This window comes from Chishuiella changwenlii, from assembly GCF_900142565.1.
GTDB classification, from domain to species: domain Bacteria; phylum Bacteroidota; class Bacteroidia; order Flavobacteriales; family Weeksellaceae; genus Empedobacter; species Empedobacter changwenlii.
The window spans coordinates 213,294-239,035 of the sequence record NZ_FRBH01000006.1 but is presented as its reverse complement, the minus strand read 5'-3'; the positions used below and the strand labels follow the sequence as shown (position 1 = coordinate 239,035).

Here is a 25,742-nt window from a genome sequence, read left to right as displayed (position 1 = left end):
AAATTATTCAAAAATTTAGGAACGTAATTTGATTTATGTTCCTAAATTTTTTTTATGGAAAACACAAGTAAAATAGCAATTATCGGAGGAGGACCAGCAGCACTATTAATGTTAAAGCATCTTTTAAAGATGGCTATTTTACCAGAAGAAATATATATTTTCGAGAAAAACAAACGTTTTGGAGTCGGAATGCCTTACAGCGAATTTGGCGCTACGGCGGAACATATTGCCAATGTTTCTGCTAATGAATTACCAGAAATGGTGAATTCTTTTAAAGAGTTTTATTTTGAAAAATACAAAGAGAGTTACAATGAAAACAAAGTTCTTCCAAGACTCTTATTAGGTGATTATTTAGAAAATCAGTTTGAAAAGTATCTGCAAATAGCAAAACAAATAGGTGTTAAAGTTATTGCTAGAAAAAATACGCCTGTATTAGATATTATCAAAAATGATGAGATTGATAAATTCGAAATTATCACAAATCCCGAAAATGATCTTTTTGTAGATAAAGTAATTGTATCAACTGGTCACGTGTGGCCAAAAACACACGAGGATAAAGTAAAAGGTTGGTATGACTCTCCCTACCCTCCTAATAAATTTAAAGAAAAAACTAATTGTGTTGTTGCTATAAGAGGAACTTCTCTTACAGCGATTGATGCTGTGAAAACAATTGCCCGTTTAAATGGAAAATTTGTAAAAGAAACCAATGGCGATTTAAAATATATCGTTAATAAAGATTCGGAAAAATTTAAAATTCATTTATTTTCTACAAGTGGCTTTTTACCTGCATTACGTTTCCATACCGAAGATGAAACCTTTTCATCTAAATGGATTATGTCATTACAAGAAATATACGACATTAAGCAAAAGAATGATGGTTTTGTTCCATTAGATACGGTTTTCGAATATAGCTTTAAGAGACCATTACGTGAAAAAGATCCTAAATTTTATGAAGAAATTAAAGACTTAACAATTAAGGAATTTGTAGATAAAATGCTCGAAATAAGAAAAGAAGTAGATTCTTTTGATCTTTTTGAAGCTGAATACAAAGAAGCTCAAAAATCGATTAAAAACAAAGAATCTATTACGTGGAAAGAAACAATTTACGCTTTTAGTTATGCCATGAATTATCCTGCTAAGCATTTTTCTGCAGAAGATATGTTACGTTTACAAAAAACTTTAATACCCTTAATATCTGTAATTATTGCGGCACTACCACAATCTTCTTATCATGAAATAATGGCACTTTATAAGGCTGGTTTAATCGATTTAATACAAGTCGATAAAAATAGTACAGTAGAACCTGATGGTGACACTGGTGTTATTTATTCTTACAAATCTGTTGAAGGAAAAAATATAAATGCACATTATGATTTTTTTATTGATGCAATTGGTCAAAAAAAGATGAATTGGACTGATTTTCCTTTTGATGGTTTAAGAAATTTAAAATTAACAAGTCCCGGTTTCTTGGACTTTAAAGATGAAAAGATTGGCAAAAAAATGCTCGAAGAGAAAAAAGAAAAAGTTGTAGAAGGTTATAATCACAATTATTACCTCGAAGTTTCTGGACTCGGAATAAACGATTATTTTCAATCTATAAACATTTACAAAGAAACTATTCCTTCTGTTTATATTATGACAGTACCATTTATAGGAGGATTAAACCCCGATTATTCTGGATTAGATTTTTGTGATACTGCAGGAGAAAGAATCGCAGAAGCTATAATTGGAGGTTAGATATTAGAAACTCGAAATTGGAAATTCGAGGTTGGAATATATAGTTTAAAATATACCACATACTACGTTTATCGTTAAACTCATAACAAAAAAAGAGCAATCTTGTAAAAGATTGCCCTTAGTTGCCTAAAAAATTATATTAATTCTATGTTTAATTACATTTTTATTAATCCTCACTATAAAAAGTTACAACCAAAGAACTTATTAAAGTTCTATCGTAGTTTATATCTTCCACATCTAATGTATTCGTTGTAGGTGTAATGAATCTAGTTATAGTCGATATTTTCTGACCAGCTACTAAACGAATAACTCCACTAGAATAAAGTGTAACAGGAGCGTTTGCATCTGCATTAAAATTAGGTTGAGTAAAAAAAGAGAATGTAGCATTGCTTGCTGTTGATAATGTACCAGTATAAGCTCTAGAAAACCCTAGCCTAACAAAATCGTTATAAGGACCTCTGAATACCAAATTGGCAGCAAACTGAAAGTATCCTGTTCTATTAGCCGTAAAAGAATTATCTGTAGCATTATACGTAATAATATCCGTAACCTGTTTTCTTACAGCATCCCATCTAACCTTTCTGATATTAGCACCCATATTAGCACCTAGATAAGTTGTTGTGTTACCTGTAGATGCAGGAGCAAAACCATATATTCCCGCAATAAGAGCAGCACCAGAAAGATCGGTTGTATCAGAATTAATTTTTTCCCATTCTACCCCATCGTAAAAATAATAACCCACACTAGTAACACGAACTGTTTTTGGTGTCGTTACAATTGAAGGTACCGTAATATAAACAATAGCACCTATTTGATTTGTTGTATACAAATTATCTTTTGCTTTCAACTCATCTCCTGTTAATTTAGGAGGAATGAAACCATCTATTTTTGCAACATCTGTTGGTGAAGAAACAACATCTAATGTTGCATTAGGTACAGCAGTATTTATACCCACTTGTGCTGAGATAAAACTAGATATAAAAAAAATACTGCATACAAATTTTTTAAAAGTAATACTTTTCATCATAATTATAAGTTTAGTTGGTTATCCAAATATAACTCTTTTTTAAAAAAAACAATAACATGTTATTGATATTTTAATTTTCTAATTAAAAATTAGAAATTAATAAATCGTATACTGCTAAATTCAACAATCACAATAAAAAAAGAGCAACCTTTTACAAGATTGCTCTAAAGAAAATTAAAAACAATTATGGTATTTATTCTATTTTTATACACTAAAAAATGAATGTTTTATTTCAATTTAGAAGTTGAAAGTTAAAAACGTTTATTTTCACTTTACATCTAATTTCATAAAACATTACTTTAATAGGTATTTCCTATACAGAAATTAAATATAGAGCCATTTCCTATACTAGCAATAGCAGAAATAACAACTTCATCAAACCACACACCTCCAACACTATATACTACACCTGCTTGAGTAGTAGAGTCACACCTAACGCGATTTTGAAATATATTAAATTGACCAGGAATACAGCTTCCTGAATATACTCTTGTAATTGGTGAAGTTGGTGTAACATCTACTCCATTACGTTTTAATGTATAGAAGAACGTTTCTTTACTATTAGTAGTACTTATAGAAGCTGTTTGGAATACCTTTAGGTTTGATACAGGTCTATCAAATTTTATAGACATAGAAGATACATTATTACCTCCTCCTAACCAGAATGTATTTTCTGCAAAAGTTGCAATACCACAATCAACATTTGATCCTAACGTACCAATATTCACAAATTCATTAAAAGTTGACGTAACAGGTAAACCACTTACTGTTCCTACAGCTGTAGTATTATTTGTTCTATATGGTAACAAAAATCCTGAACAATTAGCTATAATAGTTGGAGCAGGAACAGGAGGAGGAAGAATTACAGATCTTGACACATTACAAGAAATTCCGCCTATGGTAATTGGAAAAATAGCTGTTCCTGTACTAGTAGCTGTTCCTGTAATTGTGTACGTTACAGTACCATTTCCATTATTAAAATTACCAGCAATTCTGGTTGCTGTTAATCCTTCAATTCCTGTAGAATTCACCACCTCTTGAGGATAAGAAGAACCATTACCTCCTGTGTAATTAATTGTAAAAGTAACTCCTGGAGATACTGCTTCATTAACAACCACATTTCCAGTATTAGTCGGATTATTACAATTAATACTAGCAACAGATGTAGGTGTAGATTCACCAGCACCAATACAAGTCGACCAACCTGGTGATCCATTTCCCACGTTTTGTCGGTATAATCGTATACAATCTAGTGTACTATCATACATTAAACTACCAGGTACGACTGCTCCTCCTTGTGGATTAATCATATTATTTACACTAACATTTACAGGTAATACCAATGGCATATTAAAAGTAGTTGGATTATTTATATCCAACGCTCCTCTTGGAGTTGTTGTTCCGATTCCCACTTGTGCTGAAACAGAATAAAAAGTAAAAAAAATACTAGGTAGTAGTATTCTAAAAGTAAGACTTTTTTTCATAATTTTATAGGTTTAGTTGGGTTATAAAAATATTTTTAAAAAAAACAATAATATATTATTGATATTTTAATTTTCTAATTAAAAATTAGAAATTAATAAATCGTATACTGCTAAATTCAACAATCACAATAAAAATAGAGGAATCTTTTATAAGATTGTTCTAAAGAAAATTAATTATAAATCGGATTTTTTTACATTAATAAAGTTACTTGACAAGTGCTGAAATTCCAATCTCTATATCTCCAAGTGCCGTAATGGCTCCAGCACATTCCGAATCGCCTGATACATATCTATAACTATTTGCAAGAGAACTAATACCACTTCCCATACTAGTTGTTCTATAAAGGCCTAAATTAGAAGTTACACCTTCTATTCTAATAGCGCTTCCTTTGAAAACAATATAATGTTTACCTGCTGAGGGGATTACTATATTTGGAGATCTCCATAAACTTGTATAATTAGTCATTCTTACAATCTTGAAATGGATTGTTTGTGGAACTCCAGTAAAAGCAAAAGCAAAATAGTTTTTACCTGAAGTTGCTGGATTAGTGAGAGCTACTTCGCTATAAGGTTTATCAAAAGTAGATGTACCATTAAGTGTTTGAGAAGCTACTCGAGATACACCACTAGAAGCTTGTATATTTAGAAATTCTGTTTCTGTAATAAAGACAGTAGATCCGACACTTGCATTTTTATATGCGGCAAGAGTTGTTGTTAGATAAGGTAGAATGGGATCTGAGGTAAGGTTGGGTGCAACTACCTCATTATCACCACAAGCTGTTCCGAATGCAACTAAAGCCTCAACCGATCTAGATACATTACAAGAAATTCCACCTATAGTTATTGGAAAAACGGCTATTCCTTTACTATTTGGTGTTCCTTTAATAATATAAGTAATATATCCATCACCGTTATTAAACTCCCCTTCTACTCTGGTTGCTGTAAGTCCTGTTACACCAGTAGAATTGACAATCTCTTTAGGATAAGAAGAACCATTTCCTTTAATATAATTTATAGTAAATGTAGCTTCTGAAACTTCTATATTTTCAGCTAAAACACCTGTATTTTTTGGTTGATTACAAACTATACTTTCTACGGATCTCGTAGTCGAATCGCCTAAACCTAAACACGGCGACCAACCTGGAGATCCATTTCCAGTATTTTGTTTGTATAATCGTATACAATCTAGTGTACTATCATACATTATACTACCTGGTACAACTGCTCCTCCTTGTGGATTAATCATATTATTTACACTTACATTTGCAGGTAATACCAATGGCATATTAAAAGTAGTTGGATTATTTATATCCAACGCTCCTCTTGGAGTTGTTGTTCCGATTCCCACTTGTGCTGAAACAGAATAACAAGTAAAAAAAATACTAGGTAGTAGTATTCTAAAAGTAAGACTTTTTTTCATAATTATTAGGTTAAGGTTAACCAAATATAAATCAAATAAAAAATAACTAAGTATTTAGGACAAAAGCATATAACCGTAAAAATCAATTTTCTTAAAAAAGTATTTCATTGGCAGTACACGTCTTATGGTAATTTTTTTAGATTTAAATTTTTTTAAAAAAAAATAAAGATTTAATGTTTTATTTTTTTTAATTGTGACATACTTTGTCGTTAAAAAAGATTAAATTTACCTAAAATCATTTAGCATTTGACACCAAAAGAAATTCTATTACATTATTGGAATTACGATTCGTTTAAATCGCCACAGGAAGAAATTATCGCAAGTATTTTAGAAAAAAAAGATACGCTTGCTATACTTCCTACAGGAGGTGGTAAGTCTTTATGTTATCAAATTCCTGCTATTATTCTTGATGGATTAACATTGGTTATTTCTCCATTAATAGCCTTAATGAAAGATCAAGTACAGAATTTACTTTCTAAAGGAATTCCTACAGCATATATTACAAATGAACTAGATCAGCATACAATTGGAAAAATTTTAGACGATTGTCAAAATCGAAAAATTAAATTATTATATGTTTCTCCAGAAAGGTTGCAGAGCCGTTTATTTATAGAAAGAATTAAACAAATAAGTCTTTCACTTGTTGCAATTGATGAAGCACATTGTATTTCGGAATGGGGACATGATTTTCGCCCTGCATATCATAAAATTACAAATCTAAGAACACTATTTCCAGACGTTACTGTTTTAGCATTAACAGCTACAGCAACAGATAAAATTAAAGATGAAATAATAGAAAAGCTTAATTTAAAAGAGCCTGCTATTTATAAATCTTCATTAAAAAGAGAAAATCTTAGTTACCATGTTTATTTATCTTCTGATAAAAAGAATGATTTGGTATATTATTTAAAAAAATATCCTGGTCCAAGTATTATTTTTGTCAGAAATAGAAAACTAACTTACGAAATCGCTAACTTTTTAGCTTCTGCAGGTTTCGATGCCGATTTTTTTCATGCAAAATTAACCAAAGATGAAAAAGAACAAAAGCAGAGAGATTGGACATTAAGTAGTTCCCGTATTATGGTCTCTACGAATGCTTTTGGTATGGGAATAGACAAGCCAAATGTTCGCACCGTTTTCCATATCGATTTACCCAACGGAATAGAAGCTTATTACCAAGAAGTGGGTCGAGCTGGAAGAGATGAAAATGAAGCTGTCGGAATTTATTTATACAATCCTGATGATCGTATTCAAGCAGAAAATATTTTTAAAGCAAACTTGCCTTCTGAACAAGAGTTTATAAAAATAGCAAACTGTTTATTTAGTCAATTACAAATTGCTGATGGCGAATTTCCTCAAGAAAATTACCAATTAGATTTACCGCATTTTGCAGAAAAATTTAGTTTAAATCTTAAAATGGTTGTTCACTTTTTAGAATTTCTAAATACGAAAGAAGTTATTTTTCAAAAAAATTATACACAGAATAGTACATTAAGAATTTTAGCTTCTCCGCATGCGATCAATCTCAATGAAAATAAAATATTCGAATATTTACAGCGCTATTATGCTGGTATCTTTACTTACAATAGAGAAATATCTGAAAGTAAAATGGCTTTCGATTTACATTTAAGTATTACAGATATTAGAAATTCTTTGCACGAATATCATAAAAATGAAATGATTGATTATTCGGATCGATATTTAGCTCGATTTAGATTTTTAATTCCAAGAGATTCTAATCTATTTCAAAAAAAATTTTGGAAGGAGTTTGAAGCAATTCAAGTAAATAATTGGAAACGCTTACAAGCAATGGCATATTATGCAGAACAGCATACCATATGTAGAGAAAGATTACTATTTGGTTATTTTAATCAGAAATCTGATGAAAATTGTGGAAAATGCGATGTATGTATAGCGAAGCAGCAATCTAAAACATTTAACGAACAAGATTTGATCGCGTATTTGACAGAAGGTCCAAAAACGCAGACCGAAATTCTTACAAAATTCTTACATTCGCCAAAAGAAAATATCGTCAGCGAATTACAATTTCTAATTGACGAATTAAAAGTTCAACCAGTCGGTTTGGACGCTTATAAATTAATAGAATAACAATGCGAGTAGTCTTTATGGGAACGCCCGAATTTGCGGCGACATCTTTACACGAAATCAATACAAATAGTCATCACGAAGTAGTAGGAGTTGTTACAGTTCCAGATAAACCATCTGGAAGAGGGCAAAAAATACATATTTCTGATGTAAAAAAATATGCTGTAGAAAATAATCTAAATTTATTGCAGCCAGAGAAATTACGAGATGAAAAATTTGTTGAAGACTTAAAAGCTCTAAATGCAGATGTTTTTGTTATCGTAGCTTTTCGTATGTTACCACAAGTTGTTTGGTCTATCCCAACTAAAGGAACATTTAATTTACATGGATCACTTCTTCCTCAATACCGCGGTGCTGCTCCAATAAATTGGGCTGTAATGAATGGTGACGAAGAAACTGGTGTAACGACTTTCTTAATTGATGAGAAAATCGACACAGGTAATATTTTAATTGCTGATCAAGTAAAAATCGAGGAAAATGATAATGTCGGAAAAATTCATGACGAGTTAATGCACATAGGTGCTAAATTAGTTGTGAAAACTTTGGACGGATTAGAAAATGATACTTTAAAACCTCATCCTCAAGATGAAACTTTAGAACTGAAACATGCACCTAAAATTTTTAAAGAAGATTGTAAAATTGATTGGAACGATTCAGTAATTAATATCCATAATAAAATTCGTGGTTTATCTCCTTATCCTTGTGCATGGACAACATACGGAAATGATGAGGATTATAAATCTTTAAAAATTTATGCTGGTCTTAAAACAGATTTGGTGTTAGATGCGAAAGATTTTGAAATCGTTTTACAGAAAAATAATTTGTATGTCAATCTTCCTCAGGGAGTTTATGAAATATTAGAACTTCAACCAGAAGGTAAAAGACGTATGTCGGCAAAAGATTTTATTAATGGACATCAAAATGAAGGTTCCTTATTTGTTAAATAACGCATTTTTTACTGATTTTTGACACATATTATTAAAAATATGTAAATTTTGTTGATTTTTTTTGTCTCGAAACTTGCACAAATAAAGGGAAAGAGTATATTTGTGTATAAATTAATTTAAAAAGTTACAACTATGAACAAATCAGAACTTATTGATGCAATTGCAGCAGACGCTGGAATTTCTAAAGAAGCTGCTAAAAAAGCCTTAAACTCATTTACAGAAAATGTAACTAAAGCTTTAACAAAAGGAGACAAAGTTGCTTTAGTAGGATTCGGAACTTTCTCAACATCTGAGAGAGCTGCAAGAACAGGTATCAACCCTCAAACTAAGAAAGAAATTAAAATTGCTGCTAAAACTGTAGCTAAATTTAAAGCTGGATCTGAATTATCAGGAGCAGTTGATACAAAGAAAAAATAATTTATTCTGATTAATGAATAAATAAAAAATCCCTCAATTGAGGGATTTTTTTATGTCTTATATCTTCTATTTATTCTTCTGTTAAATCTGTTTTATACGTTTCTGGAATTGTAAAGTAATTAACCAAAATCGCTATAAAGATTAACACTAATGGATAAGCTAATCCAATATATGGCGACATAGCAGCAGAAACAATAATTGTACTTTTTATTAACTCTGTAATAAAAGTTGTTGCTCCACCAATAAATCCATTCCCCATATTTTGAGCAAACCCCATACTTGTGTATCTAATTTTTGTAGGGAAAATTTCTAACATAAATGCTCCTAAAGGTCCGTACGTTGCTGCACCTGCAATAGATGTTACTAAACTAACTACAATAATTCCTACTACAGCTAAATTAGATATTGAATGTACTTCTTTTAATCCTTCTGGATTTCCTAATTGCATGTATAAGTAAAATGATAATGGAATTAAGATAAAACTACATATCATTCCTCCTAACATAACTGGTTTTCGTCCAATTTTATCACTTATTGCTCCAAACCATTGGTAAAAGAATGAACTGAATAATGTAGAACATAATACAACGATTAAAACAGTTTCATATGGTAAGTTAACGGCGCGTTGTAAGAAAAATAATGTAACAAATAAAGTTGTTTGCATAATTGTACTTTGCGCTGCATTTCCTCCAAAAATAGCTTTCAACATTAATTTTACATTTCCTGGAGTTGTAAAAGCATCTTTAATTGGTGTTTTAGAAGTTTTTCCTTCTTTTTTTAATTGCTCAAAAATAGGACTTTCATGTAAACGCTTACGAATAAAGTAACTTAATACAACTAAAAAACCACTAAATAAAAATGGTATTCTCCATCCAAAACTTGCAAATGTTTCTTCCGACAATACAGACTGAGTTAGAAAAACCACTAATAAACAAAGTAATAATCCAATTGGAACAGTTGCTTGTATAAATCCTGTATAGAAACCTCTTTTCTTAGCTGGAGCATGTTCTGCAACATAAATTACTGCACCAGCATATTCTCCACTAATTGCTAATCCTTGCATAATTCTACAAACTAATAATAGAATTGGAGCAAACCAACCTACACTTTCAAAAGTTGGAATACAACCAATTAAAAAAGTTGCAGACCCCATCATGATTAAAGAAACTAAGAAAGAATATTTTCGCCCTATTCTATCTCCAATACTTCCGAAAATTAATGATCCAATTGGTCGGAACATAAAAGAAGATACAACTACTGCTAAAGTCTCTAAGAAGTGAGATGATCCATCGTTTGGAAATAATTGTGTTGATAAAACACTTGCTAAAATAATAGCTAAAAACATGTCATACCATTCGATTAATGTTCCTACTGATGAAGCTATAATTACTTGAAATATATTATTCTTCTCTGTTGTAGGAGAAGGAGCGTTTGTTAAATTTTGTGTACTCATTTTTTGTGTAATTAGAAATTAAATAATGTTGTTAGATGAAATCTGTTATTGTTTGCTAAAAATTTATTAGCTCCTCCAGTTCCTTTAATTGTAGCATCTGCCCATTGCGCTGTACTGCGATCATATTCAAAACGGAATTTAAGCGCTTTACTCAATGTAAAATCTAGCCTTGGAACAAACTTATATAAGTAGTTAACTGTTCTTCCTCCAGGCGTTGCAGAAATTGCACCCCAGCTTGTTGTTACACCATAAGATGTAGCAGTAGCTCCTTCTACAGGATCTTTAACACCATTATTACGAACATAACCTGCAAATAAACCAAAAGCAAATCTACCTTTAGAATTTTGTTGCAAATCTACCCACATACTATGTGTATTCATAGGCTTATATGTTTCTAATGCTGTTGGTGAAGTCTGATAACCAACTATTCCTCCTAATTGTACAAAAGATGAAGCATCTTGCATTAAATATCCTGCAAGCGTAATTTGTAACGGTTTTGTATCAAATTTAGAATACGCCATAAATGAAAGATTATCTACTCTTTCATTCGATTTAATTGGTGGATTACCCGAAGATAGTTTCGGCTTTAAATTTTCGTATTGTGCAGCAACTCCAGCAGTAAACGTTTTTGTTTTATACTGTAACTGTAAATGCGCAGCCGGCATACCACTATTTCTAAATGGTTCTGTATTCGGCGTAAAATCTCGTTGAGAATGTAATGCTGCAATAACTTTTAATTTATCCGTGAACTTATGCGTTAAACGGATTTGTGGATTTCTATTTAATGCATAAACGGGTGCTCCTGTTCCATAGTTAACTACATTTGGTAGAGCTTCTAGTACAACAAAAGGATGCCAAAATTGTCCGATACCTAATTGGGTATTCTTCCAATCCATCATAAAGTAGGCATGCCTCAATCTAAATTCATTAATACCTCCTTCGGTAGCACCGAAAAATTCTCCTTCTAAAATACCAGAAGTTTTTGCTCCTAATAATTCTGGACCTTTAAGCTTTACTCCTGCTCTAGAAACTATAGAAAGCATATGAAATTTTGATGCGTCATTAATATCTGCTCCATTTACGTCTAGTAATCTATCTCTTGGATATAATGGTACTAGCGTTTCTCCTGCTCCAATCATTTGTCGTGTATCCATAAAAATATCATTTCTGATAAATCCATAAAATTCGACATCGACTTTGTCTTTGTTCTGAATTGGTGTAGAAACTACAATACTATCTTTTTTTATGAGAGTTGTGTCTGTTATATTTTGTGCAGACAAATTCGCATGAGAGCATAATATGCTTAAAAAGATCAGTTTTTTGAAATTTTTACTCATTTTTTTTGATGATTTTGAGCGACTAAAATACTCAAAAGAAAAAAACTAACAAATGTTTGTTAGTTTTTTTTTCAAAAAAGTTCCACTTCTTGTAAAATCAGTAAAAATTGAACCTAAAAAATAATAGATTGATATTTGTCAGTAAACAAATGAGGATATGGATTGAAAAAACAATAATTAAATTAGTGTATAGTTTACACTTTTAAGAAGAAAAATACTTACATTTAAAAAAGAAAAAAATAGAGAGAAGAAATATAATTTAACAAATGAGGAGAAATCAAAATCTTCTCTCAAGTTTTAGTTTTAAAAATGTACGCAAATTTAATGATATTTTAGAATATTATTCATGATATTTAGCAATAAACTTACGTTAAATCATACAAATTTAATATTGGAGAAATTTCGTCTGTTTATCACGTATCAGCAAACACTTCTACTCAAACGTTTTAGTAGAAAAAAAATAATTAAAATACGATCTAAATAATTTATATATTTTTTTAAATAATTTTTATCAAAAATATAAATGTTGGTTATATTTTTGTTGAGCAAATAATAGTTATGCAAACAAATATCGAAATACATACTTTAAACAATGTTGACATTAGTAAATTGTCAGCATTATATAATCTTTCTTATCAGAATTATTATATTCCTATAGAACTTACTCAAGAACAATTCGAAAGTAAATTAAAAATGGAAGATATTGATCTACAACAATCTGTTGGGGCTTATATTAATGATGAATTAGTTGGTTTCCTACTTTATGGAATAAGGTTTTATAAAGATGTAAAAACGGCTTATGTTGGCGGAACTGGAGTTGCTCCTGATAAAAGAGGAAATAAGATAACACAAAAAATGTTAGATTATAGTTTTTCTAGATTAAAAGATGCAGGTGTTCAAAATATTTTTTTAGAAGTTAATACAAAAAATGATTTTGCAATTAATGCGTATCAAGCATGTGATTTTACAAAAACTAGAGTTTTAAATAGCTATAAAGGGATTCCTACATTAATTGTTAATCCATTACATGCAATTGTTTCTTTTGATGATTTAAACTTAATTACAGAAGAAAACTTTTGGGATATTAAACCTACATGGAAAAACCAAATACAAAGTGTAAAAAATATTATTGATAGTTGCCATATAAATGGGATTTTTGAAGATGATATTTTAGTTGCATATAAAATTATCAATAAGAATAATACGCGTATTTACCAATTTGGTGTTCACAGAGATTACAGAAATAGATATTTAGCATCAATACTTTTTAGTGATTTAAAGAATAAAGAAATTAAAATGATTAATGTTGATGAGAGAGAAATTTCTACTATCGATTTTATTCAATCATTAGGGCTAAAGTTATACGATCAGCAATACGAAATGAAAAAAGAATTATAAGAGTTATTTTATTAATTTAAAGTTGTTTATTAAATCATTTGTATCCTACGATTTTTCAATTTTATTAACTTCAAACATTTAAATACCATTCTTTTAACCCGTTTAAAAAAGAAAATTAGCTAAATAATGAAATTTGTCAGTTCGAGTGATTTTTAGAAATGAAATGAATAAAAATTGTATCGAGAACTTGGACAAATAAATTTAAGTAAGAAATGAATAACTAATAATCTTTATTAACTCCGACAAACTCAGAAAGAAGATTATTCAAAAAAAATTAAATACATTATAAAATAAAAAAGCGAAATCAAATGATTTCGCTTTTTTTATGCTCTATAATTGATAGTTTATAATTGAGGCAGTTTGGTAATTAAATTCTTCTGATAAATATAATCATCCATTACATAACCATTACCAATATCAAACGTCTTTGATTCTATATTTTTAAATCCATTCTTTTCATAAAAACGAATTGCTCTCGCATTTTCTTTATTCACCGTTAAGTGAACATCTTTTGCATTAATGCTATTTGCATACTCAATTACATGATTCATCATAACTTGCCCTACTCCTTTCGTCTTGTCTGTAGTTTTAAGATAAATCTTAGATAAGAAGACTGTATTATTCTCATCTAACTTATAATGTAAATAACCAACTGGAACATTATCTACTTTTACTATTTCCCAGATTTCACCATTTGCAAGTCCTTCATTTACTTTATCAACATTATACATCATATCTAACATATAATCTATTTGCTCTTGGCTTAATAAATCCTTGTAAGCATCATTCCAAATATCTTTAGATAATGATTCTATCAAATGAATATTCTTTTCATTTACAGCATGAAAATGTACATATACATTTAATTTTATAGGAGAAATTTTCTTTTTAATTTCTATATTTTCAAGTACTTCTTCTTTTCTTTTATTCATTTCTCCTTCGATCATTTCGAAAGTCCATTTTCTTTTTAAAGAATTATAGTATATCATTCCAATCGCTACATATAAAAATAGCTGTACAGCAATTGTAACATAGTTATCCATTAAATACTTATTCATCTTAAGAGAATTCTCTGTAAGATTATTCACCGACATATTGTTAATGTTTATACCAATATCAATTACACCAGTAGCAAACAATAAAACAAAAACAAAAGAAAAAGCTATTTCTCCTGCTATGTACAATCCTACAGCAGACAATATGGTTTTCAACTTATCTTTCTTGAAAAACTTTGCTAGCAAATAGAATTGAACACTAAAAATTATGATTAAAAACACCGATTATTATTTTTTATGTATTACAAAGTTAATCAAAAACTAAGGTAAACCACTATATTTGTCATAAACAAAAGTGATTTACTATGTACAGTAATAAATTTCAACAACATTTACAAACGCAACTAAATGATTTAGAAGAACAAGGATTGTTCAAAAAGGAGCGAATCATTGCTTCTCCACAAAGTGCTGAGATAACTTTAGAGAATGGAAAAACATTATTAAATTTTTGTGCAAACAACTATTTAGGATTATCTGATAATAAAGATGTTATTTCTGCTTCTCAGAAAATGTTAGACGATAGAGGATACGGCATGTCTTCTGTTCGCTTTATTTGTGGTACACAAGATGTTCACAAGCAATTGGAACAAAAAATTGCTGATTTTTTAGGAATGGAGGATACCATTTTATATGCTGCTGCTTTTGATGCAAATGGAGGTGTTTTTGAGCCTTTATTTACAGAAGAAGATGCTATTATTTCTGATGAATTAAATCACGCTTCTATTATTGATGGTGTACGTTTATGTAAAGCTGCTCGTTACCGTTACAAAAACAATAATATGCAAGATTTAGAAGCGCAATTAATTGCTGCTTCAGAAAAAAATCACCGTTTTAAAATCATCGTTACAGATGGTGTTTTCTCAATGGACGGAATTGTAGCTGACTTAAAAGGTGTTTGTGATTTAGCTGATAAATATGATGCTTTGGTAATGGTTGATGATTCTCATGCAACTGGTTTTATTGGTAAAACTGGTCGTGGAACACATGAACATAACGAAGTTATGGGGCGTGTAGATATTATTACTTCTACATTAGGAAAAGCGCTTGGTGGTGCAATGGGAGGTTTTACTTCTGGTAAAAAAGAAGTAATAGAAATGTTACGTCAGAAATCTCGTCCATATTTATTTTCTAATTCTTTAGCGCCAGGAATTGTTGGTGCTGCTTTACAAGTTTTAGAGATGTTAGAAAAAGATACAACATTACGTGATAAAGTAATGTGGAATGCAGAATATTTCCGTAAAGAAATGGTTGCTGCTGGTTTTGATATTCCAGAAGGTGATGCTGCTATAGTTCCTGTTATGTTATACGATGCTAAATTATCTCAAGTAATGGCAGATAAGTTATTAAATGAAGGTGTTTACGTTATCGGATTCTTTTTCCCTGTAGTTCCTAGAGATAAAGCTCGTATTCGTGTACAATTATCTGCTGCACATACAAAAGAACAATTAGACCACACAATTGCTGCTTTTACAAAAGTGGGTAAAGAATTAGGTGTTATAAAATAATATTTAGTTTACTAAAACTATAGAAACCGTTTCTTTTTTGAAACGGTTTTTTTTATTACTTTTAAATATGCTTTTCAAATCATCTCAATACAAAATAGAAACAAAACAATCTCAGGAAGAAGTCTATAAAATTCTTTCAGAAAATACAGATAAAAAACGTCTGCATCTTTTTGGTAAAAGCAATTTTGAGTTTGAAGGTATAGTTGCTCAAGATCATTTTAAATTTGAGAAAACTATAAATGGAAGAAACTCTTTTAATCCAATGATTATAGGAAAGTATAATGAAAATATCAACAAACAAACTTTAATTGAATTTGAACTAAAGATAAGTTCATTCGTTGCTATTTTCTATTATTTTTGGTTATTTTTAATGTCTATAATTGGAATATTTTCATTGTTTTTAATGAAAGAATGGTACATTGCAATTGGTGTATTAATCTCAATGTTATTTATAGCTTTTGCTATTTATTATATTGGTTTTTCTATGGCAAAGGAGAATATTCTGAATACTTTTAAAAAGTTATTTAATGAAAAGATTATAGAATTAAAGCAATAATTGATGCGTTAGGGTAACGTCAAAGCTTTAAATATCATTTTTTTCAGATTGTTGTAAAACATAATTCGAAATGTAAAATTAAGAATTTAGATCAAAATCTTCATTTGTGTAAATCACTAAAGTATAGATTGTATTTGTCCCTCCATAATCACTAGATTGAGTATCTGTATGAACTTTATAAGTCATTGTTGAGCCTCTATATATTTTTATAATTGCTCCATCATCTACATATGAATTGTATAACTTTCCTCCCCAAGATTTTATTTGATTTACAAAAACATTTAATATTGAAGATTTATGAATTTGAATTCCAATTCTTTTAGTTGTTGAATAATTTGAATAATAATATTTTATAAATGATAACGCTTCATCATCATAATTACTCTTACCAAAAGCATACGTTAAACTTCCTAAAATTTCATCAGAAGGTTCTTCTGCTTCTAAAAAACTCCATTTCTTATTTGTTAAATATTCATCAACTTCTGCTATATCTTTCTTTCTCAAAGCAAGTAAATCACTTAATGTTAAGTTTTGTGCAAAGATTATAATTGAAAAACAAAAGAATAAAAAAGTAAAATATTTTTTCATCATAAATAATTTTTGCAAAAATCGTTTAAACATATTGTTAAAAAATATGGAAAACCATAATCTCAAAAAAATTATTTAATTCTGTTTTTAACTTCACATATTCTCTTTCAAAAAACTTACATTTACAACAACTCTATTTATTAGCTTCAAATGGCACAATTCATACAACAAGTTGTTTCAGATTTAATCGAAAAAAACACTAATTTCTTAAATACAATTTTAATTCTACCAGGAAAACGACCTATGTTATTCTTTAAAGAAGAGTTTCAGCGTCAAACAAATAATGTTGTGCTTCCAGAAATGAAAAGTATTGAGGAATTAATGAGCGATCTTTCTGGTTTAGAAATAATTTCGGGAATTAACCTTTGGTTTAAAGCCTACAAAGCGTATAAAAAAGTAGTTGACAAACCCGATACATTCGAGGAATTTATAAAATGGGGTCCAACTGTTTTAAAAGACTTTGATGATATTGATGCTTCTTTAGAACCAGCTCATAAAATTTTAGATTATTTGGTTTCTGTAGAACGAATTAACCAATGGGGAGAAGGAAAAATAGAAATCGGAAAAAATGATGTTATCCAAAATCATTTAACTTTTTGGGGAATTGTTACTAAAATCTATTTTCAATTGCAAAAAGATTTATTAGAGGCAAAACAAGGTTATGCTGGAATGGTTTTTAGAATTGCAAGTGAAAAAGTAAACGAAATTTCAGAAAACCGTTCTTCTCATTATATTTTTGCAGGTTTTAATGCACTAACAAAAGCTGAACAAGGTTTAATTTTTAGATTAGAAAAAGAAAATCTTGCAACACTTTATTGGGATGCAGATAAATATTATTACGAAAATCCTAATCAAGAAGCTGGGGCGTTTCTTAGAAAATACAAAGAGAAAATAAAACCAATTACGACTATTAGTGATGATTTTTCTCAACCCAAAAACATACACACAATAGGTGTTGCAAAACAGGTTGGACAAGCAAAATATGTTGCCGATTTAATTGCAAATTTATCTGAAGATGAAATTAAAAAAACAGCTTTAATATTAGCAGATGAAGCAATTCTACCTGCTATTCTTAATTCATTACCCGAAAATATTTCCTATTTAAATATTTCGATGGGAATCCCACTACGCTCTGTTCCATTGGCTCAATTCTTTAAATCTATTTTTGAATTACAAATGAATAGAGAAAAATTAGGAAAAGGATCCTTGTTCTATTTTAAAAATGTAGTACAAATTCTCGAAAATAAAACCTTATCAAATTATAGTTCTGATGAGAGTAGAAATTTAGTAAATGACATTAGAACACAAAATAGAATTTTTAATAGTGAAAATTCTATCCAAAAAGCATTAGGAGAATCTGTTTTTAAAAGTTTATTTCATATTCCTAGTTCTATCACGACGTTTATTCATCATTTAAAAAATTGGACAGATGAGTTATTACATCATCCAACAATGAATGATTTGTTAACAAAGGAATATTTATTCTTTTTTAAAAAAGTATTCAATCAATTACATGAAAATCTTTTACAAGTTAATGATATAAAAGATTATAGAACTTTGTTTTTATTATACAACAAAATTGTATCCGCAGAAACAATTGCATTTATTGGAGAACCGCTAAGAGGATTACAATTAATGGGATTACTAGAAACCAGGTTGCTAAATTTTGACAATATTATTATGACATCTGTTAATGATGAAATTTTGCCACTTGGTCGTCAGAACAATACATTTATCCCTTACGATATTCGTAAGCAAATGAAATTAAACACATTTACTGAAAACGATTCTATTTATGCTTATCACTTTTATCGTTTAATACAACGTGCTAAAAATGCGTATTTTATTTATGATACAGAAGCAGATGGAATGGGTTCTGGAGAAAAGTCGAGATTTTTAGCACAAATAAAATTTGAAAGTAATCACGATATAAAAGAAACTTTTGCGGCACCAAGTTTTAAATCGGAACCGTTAAAAGAAATCATTGTTCCAAAAACAAACGAAACAATGAATAAGTTATGGAATTGGGCAAATTATGGTATTTCTCCTTCTTCATTATCTACTTATTTACGCAATCCGTTAGATTTTTATGAGCAACGTGTTTTTAATGTAAACGAGGTTGAGGAAGCAGAAGAAACCGTAAGTGCAAGAACATTAGGAAACATTGTACATGGTGCTTTAGAAGAGCTTTATTTGCCTTATTTGGATAGAATTTTAACGGAATATGATTTTAAAGAAATAAATAATAAAAAAGAGCAAGCCTTACAAACTCATTTCCGAAAAGAATACAAAGATGGACATTTGGATAAAGGACCAAATTATTTGATTTATAAAATTGCAGAAAAAATTGTTGATGGTGTTTTAACGAAAGATGCTAAAACTGCAAAAGAAAATGAGTTAATTATTATGACCTTAGAAAGTAAACATGAAGTTGATTTTACTTTAACAAATGGTCAACATGTAAAACTAAGAGGTATTATTGATAGAATTGATGCTGTTAACAATCAAATTAGAATTATAGATTATAAAACAGGATATGCAAAAGACATTGGCGTAAAAACGGAAGAAATAGACCTTGTTTATCAAAAAGAAGATAAAGCAAAGCAATTACAATTAATATTTTATGCGCATCTTTTTTATGCTGAACAAAAAAATCAAAATAAAGAAATTGAATTATGCATTTATCCTATTCGATTTCCTAAAAAAGAATTGATTAAATTAAAAGTTGACAATCAGACATTAATAAATTTTTCTATTGTAGAAATATCGAAAGAACCGATGTCAAAATTGATTGAAGAAATTTTAAATCAAGAAGTTCCATTTAGGCAGTTAGACTAACACTAAAAAAATATCCTGTAATTAACTATTTATTAAATGGATAGACTTTAATTAGTGTATTATTTTTTATAATTTCTTAATATTTTATTAAAAAAATAGTAGTTTTGGAGAGAATAAAATCGCACAATGAAAAACAACAAACTTTTTATAGCCATTATTATTGCATTACTTTTAGGTGTTGCACTTGGTGGTTATGTACATTACAATTCATCACCAGAATTCATTAAATCTTTCTCAACAAATATAAAATTACTTGGAACAATTTTTATCCGTTTAATTCAAATGATTATTGCTCCATTAGTATTTTCAACATTAGTTGTTGGTATTGCTAAAATGGGTGATATGAAAATGGTGGGACGAGTTGGTGGACGTGCTATGGGATGGTTTATTACAGCTTCTCTTACCTCTTTAGTTATTGGAGCTATCGTTGTAAATCTAATGCAACCAGGAGATGGACTTACTATTGAAATGGATGCTAGTAATGCACAAGATTTATTAAACGCACAGTCTTCTTTAACATTAGAGCATTTTGTTACGCACATGATACCAAAATCTGTTTTTGAATCATTTGCTACAAACGAAATTTTACAAATTGTTGTTTTCTCTATTTTCTTTGGTATTGCATTGGCTGCATATGGAAAAGAAGGAGAAATGGTTACAAAGGCTTTAGATAAAGTATCTCACGTTGTTCTTATCATGGTAGGATATATTATGTGGACTGCACCATTAGGAGTTTTAGGTGCCATTGCTGCTGCTATTGCAACATATGGATTTGGAATTTTTATATTATATCTAAAATACATCATAGCTTTTGCTATTGGTATTATTCTTTTATGGGTTGTACTTTGTCTTGTAGGTTATTTTATTTTAGGAAGAAGATTATTTGATTTATTAAGACATATTAAAGAGCCTTTATTAATTGCTTTTTCTACAACTTCATCGGAAGCAGTATTCCCTAAATTAGTTGAAGAATTAGAAAAATTTGGAGCTCAGAAAAAAATTATCACTTTTACTTTGCCATTAGGATACTCATTTAACTTAGATGGATCTATGATGTACATGACATTTGCATCATTATTTATTGCACAAGTTTATGGGATTCACATGCCAATAGAAAAACAAATTTTAATGTTATTGGTGTTAATGTTAACTTCTAAAGGAGTTGCAGGTGTTCCTAGAGCTTCTTTAATAGTTGTTGTAGCAACTTGTTCTATGTTTGGTATTCCACCAGAAGGTATTGCTTTAATTTTACCAATAGACCACTTCTGTGATATGGCGCGTTCTATGACAAATGTATTAGGAAACGCATTATCTACAGTTGCTGTTGATAAATGGGAAGGTCATGTTGCAATTGAACAGACTTTTACAGACGAAGAATCTTAAAATGACATACACATAAAAATAATGCGCTCTTATGGAGCGCATTATTTTTATGTGTTAATTTGTAGTTTCACTTAAATGATATAATGAACTTTTTACTTCCATCCATTTTCTTACTCCAATTAAAATTATTGCAATGCTTCCAAAACCAAATGTTAACCAAGGCGTGTACGCTACTCCATAATTTGCAATTACATAACCTCCAGTTACTGTTCCAATTGAAACACCTAAATTTCCAAAAGATGTAGCCAAACTATTTGCAAATTCAATTGCATTAGGAGCTGATGATATCATATAAGTTGACGCATTAAAAAAGCTTGGAGAGTACATAAATCCCCATAAACCAATTATAAAAACTGTTATTAAAATTGTTGTTCCAGAATAATATAATAGTATTGGAATTATAACAGTTCCTGTTAGAAAAAATAAAATGGTCTTGTAAATACTTTTGTTCATTAATTTACCTGCCAAGAAATTTGATAAAACTCCTAAAATTCCAAAAACAAAAAACATATAACTCACCATAGTATCATCCATATTCTTTGCTTTATTTAAATATTCAGCAAAATAACTATAAGTAGAAAACCAAGCTGTAATCATAAAAAAGTTAACTGCAGTACTTACTAAAAATATAGGTTGTTGTAATATTTTGATCTGACTTCCGTAAGATTTTTTTTCTTTTACAGGTAGATTTGGTAAACCAAAATATATAAAACAAATCGCTATAAAGCTTACAATTGCTTGAATTAGAAATGAGACTTCCCAAGTAAATATACTTGCAAAATAGGTTGCTAAAGGAACTGTTGTTACCATGGCAATTGTTATTCCACTAAAAACAATACTCATTAATTCATTTTCATTGGATTTATTTCCTTTTGATATTGCAACAGATAAAGCAGTCGCAATATAAACTGGTTGTAAAAATGCAGGTAATAACCTAACAAAAACCAACAACCAAAATGGAGGCGAAAGTGAGGAAACAATTCCTGAAATTAGAAATATAAAAATACTTAATAACATTATTTTCTTTCGATCAAAACCCGACGTCAATAATGTCATAAAAGGACCTGTTAATGCAATTACCAAAGCAAAAGCACTTAATAATATTCCTGCTTTATCAATACTGATTGAATAGTATTTTGCAATTTGTGGTAAAATTCCAATTACACCAAATTCAGTTGTAATAACTCCCATAGCTCCTATAGAACCTATATATGCATATTTTTTCATTCTTAAATTTATTGTTCATGATTATTTTCAGAGACAAATCTATTTAGGAATTACTATTTTTGCACAGTACTGAATTAATTGTTCGGTACATACAAAAATGTAAGTTATGGGAATTAGAAAGGAAAATTCAACAAATATGCTGAATGAAAAGAATCTTATGGAATGCGATTTAGCTTATGCCGTTTGTAAAATCGGTGGACGTTGGAAAATTCTTATCTTAGGTAAACTGGAACAAAAGAAATTACGTTTTAGTGAATTAAGAAATCAAATTAATGGTATAACAGAACGCATGCTAACCCTACAACTTAGAGAATTAGAAAAAGAGGGATTATTAAAAAGAACTGTTTATGCTAAAGTTCCTCCTCATGTTGATTACGAATTAACTGATGTTGCAAGAGAGTTAATTCCGATTTGGCGAGAATTAGAAAAATGGGCTGTAAAACACAAACAGTTAACGAATAAATAAGTTTATTAAGCTTTCTTTAATTCTATTACCGTAATCTCTGGCCACACACCTACTCTACCTGGATAAAAATGATAACCAAAACCTCTGTTAACATTAATTATTTTTCCTTGATAATCGTAAAACCCTGCCCATTGTGGGTAAATATATTGTGCAGGACTCCAACGTAAACCAATTTTAGGAACTTCAATACCTAATTGCATTCCGTGTGTATGTCCAGATAATGTTAAGTCATAATGTTTAGGATCACTTTTTACAATTTCATTCCAATGTGAAGGATCATGAGACATTAAAATTTTAAAATCATTAAGAGAAACATCTTTCGAAGCTTCTTCTAAATCTCCTAATTTTTTAAAACGTGTTCCCCAATTTTGTACACCTACAATTGCTATTTTTTCACCATTAATTTCAATAAATCTATTTTCATTAAGTAACAACTCCATTCCTATTTGTGGAAAAATAGCTTTTATTTTCTCAAAATTATCTTGTTTATCTTCTTCAGATTTCCAATCTGTATATTCACCATAATCATGATTTCCAAGAACTGCATAATTTCCGTAGGGTGCTTTTTTTATTTTCGAAAAAACGTTTATCCATCTATCCATTTCCCAATGAAAATTATTTACAATATCTCCCGTGAATAACAAAATATCAAACTCTTGTTGATTAATTAAATCGACCGCCTCTACTATTTTTTCTCTGTTATCTAAACTTCCAGAATGTATATCTGTTACATGTAAAACCTTAAATCCGTCGAATGATTTTGGTAAACGATTGTAAGCTAATTTCTTTTTAATGACTTTGTAATTGTACTTTCCCAATGTCATTCCATGTAATAATCCTAAAAACGGAATAGAAGCAATAGACAAACCAGAAATCATAACAAATTTTCGTCGAGAAGGCAAATATGAACCTTCTGTAGATTTCGTATTCGTTGTTCTATTAAATATCCAACCAAAACCTCTAAAAATATCTTGTATTAGAAATATTAAGAAAAGTATTATTCTTGGAAATCCGAACAACATAAATAAACCTGTTGCCCACATTGTTGTTTGAGTTTGTCCGATATTTCTATCGAAAAAAATCATATTATAACCGAAATTTCCTATTATTAGTAACCAAATAGCAATGTTAGCAAATAATACAAATTTACTTTTTATGAATCTCTTAAAGTTAAAAAACAAATATATTTCCAGAAGAACAGAAATAATAACTATTACAATAGTTGCATTTACAAACATTATTTTTGATTGAATTTGAACAAATTTAAATTAAATCTCAACATTAATTATACTTTATTGAATTCTTAACAGATTATTATAAAAAAAATAAATAATCCTAGAGGAATGCTGAAATTAGAATAACGTAAATTTGCAATAATAACAAGTATAGATTATGAAAAATAGGTTACCTGTAACGGTACTTTCTGGATTTCTTGGAAGCGGAAAAACAACACTTCTTAACCATATATTACACAATAAAAAAGGTTTAAAAGTTGCCGTAATCGTTAACGATATGGGCGCTGTGAACATAGATGCGCAAATGATTGCGAGAGAAAATGACTTTATTCAGACAGATGAAAAATTAATTGAATTAAGTAATGGATGTGTTTGCTGCGAATTAAGAGAAGATTTAATTGTAGAGATAGAAAAACTAGCTAAAGCAAACAAATATGATTATTTAGTGATTGAAAGTTCTGGAATTTCTGATCCAGGTCCTATTGCACAATCGTTAGATTTTGTTTCTCCTGATGGAAAAATAGATTTACCACAAGTTTCTCGTTTAGATACAATTGCAACAGTAATAGACGCTTATAACTTCTTTAATAATTTAGGTACTGATGAAGATGTTTTTGCCAGAGGTTTTACTGAAAATAAAGAAGATAATCGTCCTATTGTAAATCTATTAATTGATCAAATTGAATTTTCTAATGTTATCATTTTAAATAAAATGGATTTGGTTGATGAAGAAACTTTATTAAAAATAGAAGCTTTTGTGAGTAAGCTAAATCCTACAGCAAAAATACTTCCTACAAACTTTTCTCAGGTTGATTTAAATGAAATCTTAAATACCAATCTTTTCGATTTTGAGAAAATTCAAGATATGGATGCTTGGGTAAAATTACTAGAAGAGCAAGAGCATGAAGCGCATCACCATCATGACCATGACCATGAGTGTGGAGAAAATTGTACTCACGAACATCACAATCATTTAGAGGAAAAATACGGGATGAGTTCTTTTGTATACCGTCAAAAAATTCCTTTTAATGCGGAACGTTTCTTAACGTATCTTAATGATGATTTTCCTGCAACCATTTACCGTTCTAAAGGATTATTTTGGTTGGCTAATCGTCCAAGTGATGCTATATTTTTAAGTCAAGCTGGAGGAAGTATCAGAATAGATCCTGCTGGCGCTTGGTGGTGTTCTATGTCTTATGACGAAAGAATTCAGTTTGCTGCTTACCAATACAATCAAAAAGAAATAGATGCAAAATGGTCTAAAGAATGGGGAGATAGAATTATCGAGCTCGTATTTATTGGTCAAGGATTAGACAAAGAGAAAATAATACAAGAGTTAAATGCTTGTCTATTAAACGAAACTGAAATTGCTGAATGGCAAGCAAAATTCAATAATTAATTTTTAGATAAAGTAAAAATTTATAAATCAAAAAAGCTGTTTTCATAAAAATGAAAACAGCTTTTTTATTTTACTTAGAAGTTTATAAATAATTATAATTTATTTACTATTTGTAAACAAATTAACCCAATATTTATCTTTAGTTAACATTTAAAAAATCATAT

Annotated in this window: 20 protein-coding genes; 11 read left to right on the top strand and 9 right to left on the bottom strand. The window is 29.5% G+C overall.

The window, feature by feature from the left end; translation table 11 throughout:
• The first annotated feature begins 54 nt into the window (after nt 1–54).
• Entirely contained in the window at nt 55–1,737 is a 1,683-nt protein-coding gene (locus tag BUA86_RS08915) for an FAD/NAD(P)-binding protein (RefSeq protein WP_072931890.1), read from the top strand.
• Between the two features lie 166 nt (nt 1,738–1,903).
• Here BUA86_RS08915 and BUA86_RS08910 read toward each other — a convergent pair whose 3' ends face one another.
• The 3 genes from BUA86_RS08910 to BUA86_RS08900 form a co-directional block, all read right to left on the bottom strand.
• The gene (locus BUA86_RS08910) at nt 1,904–2,764 is read right to left on the bottom strand and encodes a hypothetical protein (protein WP_143147281.1); all 861 of its coding nucleotides are present in this window, start codon (nt 2,762–2,764) and stop codon (nt 1,904–1,906) included.
• 299 nt (nt 2,765–3,063) lie between these two features.
• Complete coding sequence (locus BUA86_RS08905) at nt 3,064–4,248, bottom strand: hypothetical protein (protein ID WP_072931881.1); 1,185 nt, start codon at nt 4,246–4,248, stop codon at nt 3,064–3,066.
• A gap of 205 nt (nt 4,249–4,453) precedes the next feature.
• Nucleotides 4,454–5,668, bottom strand: coding sequence for a hypothetical protein (locus BUA86_RS08900; protein ID WP_072931879.1), 1,215 nt, complete (start codon nt 5,666–5,668; stop codon nt 4,454–4,456).
• 246 nt (nt 5,669–5,914) lie between these two features.
• Here BUA86_RS08900 and BUA86_RS08895 point away from each other — a divergent pair, with 246 nt between their 5' ends.
• The 3 genes from BUA86_RS08895 to BUA86_RS08885 all read left to right on the top strand — a co-directional run bounded on the left by BUA86_RS08895 (nt 5,915) and on the right by BUA86_RS08885 (nt 9,138).
• Complete coding sequence (locus BUA86_RS08895; protein WP_072931877.1) at nt 5,915–7,777, top strand: RecQ family ATP-dependent DNA helicase; 1,863 nt, start codon at nt 5,915–5,917, stop codon at nt 7,775–7,777.
• A gap of 2 nt (nt 7,778–7,779) precedes the next feature.
• Nucleotides 7,780–8,721 (top strand): methionyl-tRNA formyltransferase, encoded by a 942-nt coding sequence (gene fmt, locus BUA86_RS08890; RefSeq protein ID WP_229731830.1) that lies wholly within the window; start codon nt 7,780–7,782, stop codon nt 8,719–8,721.
• A gap of 132 nt (nt 8,722–8,853) precedes the next feature.
• Nucleotides 8,854–9,138, top strand: coding sequence for an HU family DNA-binding protein (locus tag BUA86_RS08885; protein WP_072931873.1), 285 nt, complete (start codon nt 8,854–8,856; stop codon nt 9,136–9,138).
• Between the two features lie 70 nt (nt 9,139–9,208).
• Here BUA86_RS08885 and BUA86_RS08880 read toward each other — a convergent pair whose 3' ends face one another.
• Nucleotides 9,209–10,591 (bottom strand): MFS transporter, encoded by a 1,383-nt coding sequence (locus tag BUA86_RS08880; protein WP_072931871.1) that lies wholly within the window; start codon nt 10,589–10,591, stop codon nt 9,209–9,211.
• Nucleotides 10,592–10,602: 11 nt separating this feature from the next.
• A complete protein-coding gene (locus BUA86_RS08875) occupies nt 10,603–11,928 on the bottom strand; it encodes a DcaP family trimeric outer membrane transporter (RefSeq protein ID WP_072931869.1) in 1,326 nt (441 codons plus the stop codon).
• A gap of 558 nt (nt 11,929–12,486) precedes the next feature.
• On the opposite strand from BUA86_RS08875, the gene BUA86_RS08870 reads away from it, so the two are divergent.
• On the top strand, nt 12,487–13,326 hold the full coding sequence (locus tag BUA86_RS08870; RefSeq protein ID WP_072931867.1) for a GNAT family N-acetyltransferase: 840 nt from the start codon (nt 12,487–12,489) through the stop codon (nt 13,324–13,326).
• Between the two features lie 344 nt (nt 13,327–13,670).
• On the opposite strand, the gene BUA86_RS08865 is transcribed toward BUA86_RS08870, so the two are convergent.
• Nucleotides 13,671–14,537: a GNAT family N-acetyltransferase gene (locus tag BUA86_RS08865; RefSeq protein ID WP_229731834.1), complete on the bottom strand. Its 867-nt coding sequence runs from the start codon at nt 14,535–14,537 to the stop codon at nt 13,671–13,673.
• 149 nt (nt 14,538–14,686) lie between these two features.
• Here BUA86_RS08865 and kbl point away from each other — a divergent pair, with 149 nt between their 5' ends.
• Together kbl and BUA86_RS08855 are read left to right on the top strand one after the other, a co-directional pair.
• Nucleotides 14,687–15,886 carry a glycine C-acetyltransferase gene (gene kbl / locus BUA86_RS08860; protein WP_072931865.1) on the top strand — a complete coding sequence of 400 codons (1,200 nt, stop codon included), beginning with the start codon at nt 14,687–14,689 and terminating at the stop codon, nt 15,884–15,886.
• A 67-nt stretch (nt 15,887–15,953) separates the two neighbouring features.
• A complete protein-coding gene (locus BUA86_RS08855) occupies nt 15,954–16,442 on the top strand; it encodes a hypothetical protein (protein WP_072931863.1) in 489 nt (162 codons plus the stop codon).
• 78 nt (nt 16,443–16,520) lie between these two features.
• Here BUA86_RS08855 and BUA86_RS08850 read toward each other — a convergent pair whose 3' ends face one another.
• Complete coding sequence (locus tag BUA86_RS08850; RefSeq protein ID WP_143147280.1) at nt 16,521–17,033, bottom strand: hypothetical protein; 513 nt, start codon at nt 17,031–17,033, stop codon at nt 16,521–16,523.
• Nucleotides 17,034–17,180: 147 nt separating this feature from the next.
• Between BUA86_RS08850 and BUA86_RS08845 the strand changes: the two genes are divergently transcribed.
• The gene (locus tag BUA86_RS08845; protein WP_072931841.1) at nt 17,181–19,868 is read left to right on the top strand and encodes a PD-(D/E)XK nuclease family protein; all 2,688 of its coding nucleotides are present in this window, start codon (nt 17,181–17,183) and stop codon (nt 19,866–19,868) included.
• A 126-nt stretch (nt 19,869–19,994) separates the two neighbouring features.
• Nucleotides 19,995–21,251 (top strand): dicarboxylate/amino acid:cation symporter, encoded by a 1,257-nt coding sequence (locus tag BUA86_RS08840; RefSeq protein WP_072931839.1) that lies wholly within the window; start codon nt 19,995–19,997, stop codon nt 21,249–21,251.
• Between the two features lie 54 nt (nt 21,252–21,305).
• Here BUA86_RS08840 and BUA86_RS08835 read toward each other — a convergent pair whose 3' ends face one another.
• The gene (locus tag BUA86_RS08835) at nt 21,306–22,478 is read right to left on the bottom strand and encodes an MFS transporter (protein ID WP_072931837.1); all 1,173 of its coding nucleotides are present in this window, start codon (nt 22,476–22,478) and stop codon (nt 21,306–21,308) included.
• A gap of 106 nt (nt 22,479–22,584) precedes the next feature.
• On the opposite strand from BUA86_RS08835, the gene BUA86_RS08830 reads away from it, so the two are divergent.
• The gene (locus tag BUA86_RS08830) at nt 22,585–22,944 is read left to right on the top strand and encodes a winged helix-turn-helix transcriptional regulator (RefSeq protein WP_072931835.1); all 360 of its coding nucleotides are present in this window, start codon (nt 22,585–22,587) and stop codon (nt 22,942–22,944) included.
• A gap of 5 nt (nt 22,945–22,949) precedes the next feature.
• Here BUA86_RS08830 and BUA86_RS08825 read toward each other — a convergent pair whose 3' ends face one another.
• The gene (locus BUA86_RS08825) at nt 22,950–24,029 is read right to left on the bottom strand and encodes a metallophosphoesterase (RefSeq protein WP_308419260.1); all 1,080 of its coding nucleotides are present in this window, start codon (nt 24,027–24,029) and stop codon (nt 22,950–22,952) included.
• Nucleotides 24,030–24,336: 307 nt separating this feature from the next.
• On the opposite strand from BUA86_RS08825, the gene BUA86_RS08820 reads away from it, so the two are divergent.
• A complete protein-coding gene (locus BUA86_RS08820; RefSeq protein ID WP_072931831.1) occupies nt 24,337–25,578 on the top strand; it encodes a CobW family GTP-binding protein in 1,242 nt (413 codons plus the stop codon).
• Nucleotides 25,579–25,742: the final 164 nt, after the last annotated feature.

Bases quoted from the DNA above. Each gene is read 5' to 3' on its own strand.
- BUA86_RS08915 (WP_072931890.1), top strand. From the start codon at position 55: ATGGAAAACACAAGTAAAATAGCAATTATCGGAGGAGGACCAGCAGCA.
- BUA86_RS08910 (WP_143147281.1), bottom strand. From the start codon at position 2,764: ATGATGAAAAGTATTACTTTTAAAAAATTTGTATGCAGTATTTTTTTT.
- BUA86_RS08905 (WP_072931881.1), bottom strand. From the start codon at position 4,248: ATGAAAAAAAGTCTTACTTTTAGAATACTACTACCTAGTATTTTTTTT.
- BUA86_RS08900 (WP_072931879.1), bottom strand. From the start codon at position 5,668: ATGAAAAAAAGTCTTACTTTTAGAATACTACTACCTAGTATTTTTTTT.
- fmt (WP_229731830.1), top strand. From the start codon at position 7,780: ATGCGAGTAGTCTTTATGGGAACGCCCGAATTTGCGGCGACATCTTTA.
- BUA86_RS08885 (WP_072931873.1), top strand. From the start codon at position 8,854: ATGAACAAATCAGAACTTATTGATGCAATTGCAGCAGACGCTGGAATT.
- BUA86_RS08880 (WP_072931871.1), bottom strand. From the start codon at position 10,591: ATGAGTACACAAAATTTAACAAACGCTCCTTCTCCTACAACAGAGAAG.
- BUA86_RS08875 (WP_072931869.1), bottom strand. From the start codon at position 11,928: ATGAGTAAAAATTTCAAAAAACTGATCTTTTTAAGCATATTATGCTCT.
- BUA86_RS08870 (WP_072931867.1), top strand. From the start codon at position 12,487: ATGCAAACAAATATCGAAATACATACTTTAAACAATGTTGACATTAGT.
- kbl (WP_072931865.1), top strand. From the start codon at position 14,687: ATGTACAGTAATAAATTTCAACAACATTTACAAACGCAACTAAATGAT.
- BUA86_RS08855 (WP_072931863.1), top strand. From the start codon at position 15,954: ATGCTTTTCAAATCATCTCAATACAAAATAGAAACAAAACAATCTCAG.
- BUA86_RS08850 (WP_143147280.1), bottom strand. From the start codon at position 17,033: ATGATGAAAAAATATTTTACTTTTTTATTCTTTTGTTTTTCAATTATA.
- BUA86_RS08845 (WP_072931841.1), top strand. From the start codon at position 17,181: ATGGCACAATTCATACAACAAGTTGTTTCAGATTTAATCGAAAAAAAC.
- BUA86_RS08840 (WP_072931839.1), top strand. From the start codon at position 19,995: ATGAAAAACAACAAACTTTTTATAGCCATTATTATTGCATTACTTTTA.
- BUA86_RS08835 (WP_072931837.1), bottom strand. From the start codon at position 22,478: ATGAAAAAATATGCATATATAGGTTCTATAGGAGCTATGGGAGTTATT.
- BUA86_RS08830 (WP_072931835.1), top strand. From the start codon at position 22,585: ATGGGAATTAGAAAGGAAAATTCAACAAATATGCTGAATGAAAAGAAT.
- BUA86_RS08825 (WP_308419260.1), bottom strand. From the start codon at position 24,029: ATGATTTTTTTCGATAGAAATATCGGACAAACTCAAACAACAATGTGG.
- BUA86_RS08820 (WP_072931831.1), top strand. From the start codon at position 24,337: ATGAAAAATAGGTTACCTGTAACGGTACTTTCTGGATTTCTTGGAAGC.